The sequence below is a fragment of the Mycobacterium sp. genome (genome assembly GCF_035603715.1).
Lineage (GTDB): Bacteria > Actinomycetota > Actinomycetes > Mycobacteriales > Mycobacteriaceae > Mycobacterium.
Map to the genome: position 1 here is coordinate 1 of NZ_DATNJW010000296.1, position 2,096 is coordinate 2,096.

Below are 2,096 nucleotides of genomic sequence, written 5' to 3' on the forward strand. Positions count from 1 at the left end.
TTGCGGTGGCAGCTACCGCGGCCGGCGGCGCATTGGCCGGGGATGCTGGACGCCACCAAGGCCGGCCCGCAGTGCATGCAGGACACCGGACCCAATCCGCGGGTCGGCAAGCCGACCAGCGAAAACTGCCTGACGCTCAACGTCTGGACTCCGGCCCGCGGACAACACAACGACAAGCGTCCGGTGATGGTGTGGATTCACGGCGGAGGCTTCGTCAACGGCAGCGGCGACATCTATCACGCGCGCTGGCTGGCCGCCAGGGGCCACATCGTCGTCGTGACGATCAACTACCGGTTGGGTGCACTCGGTTTCCTGGCCCACCCGTCGCTCGGTGCGCCGGGCACGGTGGGCAACTACGGACTGGCCGACCAGCAGGCCGCGCTGCGATGGGTCCGCGACAACATCGCCGCGTTCGGCGGCGATCCGCGGAAGGTGACCATCGCCGGCGAGTCCGCGGGCGGCATGTCGGTGTGCGATCACCTGATCGCGCCGGGGTCGGCCGGCCTGTTCCGCGCGGCGATCATCCAGAGCGCGCCGTGCCAGGCACAGGCGGACCTGGCAGTCGGGCAGAGCCAGAGCGTGGATTATGCGATCGCGGCAGGATGTCGCAATCCCGCCACCACCGCGCGGTGTCTGCGTGCGCTGCCGGCGACCCGGCTCGAGCGGCCACCCTGGTACTACTTCATCGGCGACTCCGACGGGCTCTCCGGGCCGGTCACCGGAACGGGTGAGCTGCCGGTCAATCCGATCGAGGCATTCGCCGCCGATCAGGCAGCCCGGGTCCCGGTGCTGATGGGGGTCAACCACGACGAATTCACGCTCTTCGCGGCGCTGCGGGCCTCAAGGCTGGCCCGGGGAGTCAACCCCGGTGAGTATCCGCGTCTGCTCGCCGACATCTTCGGCGCCGCCGACAGCGCCCCAGTGCTGGCGCACTATTCGCCCGACCACTACGGCGGCGATGCCTCGCTGGCCTACTCAGCGGCGGCCACCGACGGCGTCTTCGCTTGCGCCGCAGACCGATTGGCGGACTCACTGAGCCGTAATGCGCCGGTATACGCCTACGAGTTCAACGATCCACACGCGCCGGCGCCCAAGTTCTTGCGAGACGCGCCGTTTCCGGTCGGCGCCAGCCATTCTCTGGAGCTGCGGTACCTGTTCAGCATGGGCGGCGCGCAACCGCTGGATCGCGCTCAGCAGATATTGTCCGACCAGATGATGAGCTACTGGAGCCATTTCGTCACCAATGGCGCACCAAAGGCCGCCGGCCTGCCCGACTGGCCGGCCCAAGACGGCAACCCCGACCACGATACTTGGATGTCGTTGCGCCCCGGGGGAAGTCAGCTCGTCACCGACTTCGAGGCAGCCCACCAGTGCCCGTTCTGGTCGACGCTGAAGGGCAAGTCGTGAGCACACCGGAAGCGGCCGGCTTCGCCGACGAGTGGTGTGCGGCCTGGAACCGCCGCGACGTCGACGCAGTGCTCACGCATTTCCACGACGACGTCGTGTTCACATCGCCTTACGCGGCCGAATTCGTCCCCGGCTCAGCGGGAATCGTCCGCGGCAAAGCGGCGCTGCGCGAATATTGGTGCGCCGCACTGGCGGCCGTGCCCGACCTGCACTTCGACGTCATCGGCGTCTACCGCGGCGCGTCGGTCCTCGTGATCAATTACCGCAACGAGAAGGGCGGCCTGGTGAACGAGGTGCTCGAGTTCGACGGCGACTTGGTTCGCCGCGGCCACGGGACATATTTGTCGCGCGGCTAGCCCGCCGGCGTCACCCAGGTGGTGATGTCGGCGTGCACGACCTCGTTGCCGCTGCGATCGGTGATGCTGACCGGCACGACGAGGTCGACGCCATCGTTGATCTGGGTGAAATCCGGCGCGTTTACCTCGGCCCGGGCCAGCAGCGACGTGGTGGCTTTTCCTAAGTACTGCACGGTCATCGCCTTGGGTATCCACCGGTGGCTGCGCGGGACGGTGGCTTCCATCAGCATCCCCATCGCCACCTCGGCGGCATTGCACGATGCGATCGCGTGCACGGTATGGAGGTGGTTGTAGACGAAGAACCACTTCGGAACCCGGACCTCGGCCAGCCCC

3 protein-coding genes are annotated in these 2,096 nt (G+C 67.6%); 2 read left to right on the forward strand and 1 reads right to left on the reverse strand.

Features of this window, described 5'->3' with window-relative positions:
• Positions 1-1,407, forward strand: a 1,407-nt coding sequence (locus VN856_RS12155) for a carboxylesterase/lipase family protein (protein ID WP_325689301.1), incomplete at its 5' end; no start/stop codon positions are given.
• Entirely contained in the window at positions 1,404-1,763 is a 360-nt protein-coding gene (locus VN856_RS12160) for a nuclear transport factor 2 family protein (RefSeq protein ID WP_325689303.1), read from the forward strand. The genes VN856_RS12155 and VN856_RS12160, both read left to right, overlap by 4 nt.
• Here VN856_RS12160 and VN856_RS12165 read toward each other — a convergent pair.
• Positions 1,760-2,096: hotdog fold domain-containing protein (locus VN856_RS12165; protein ID WP_325689304.1), on the reverse strand; the 337-nt coding region annotated here is incomplete at its 5' end. The genes VN856_RS12160 and VN856_RS12165 overlap by 4 nt on opposite strands.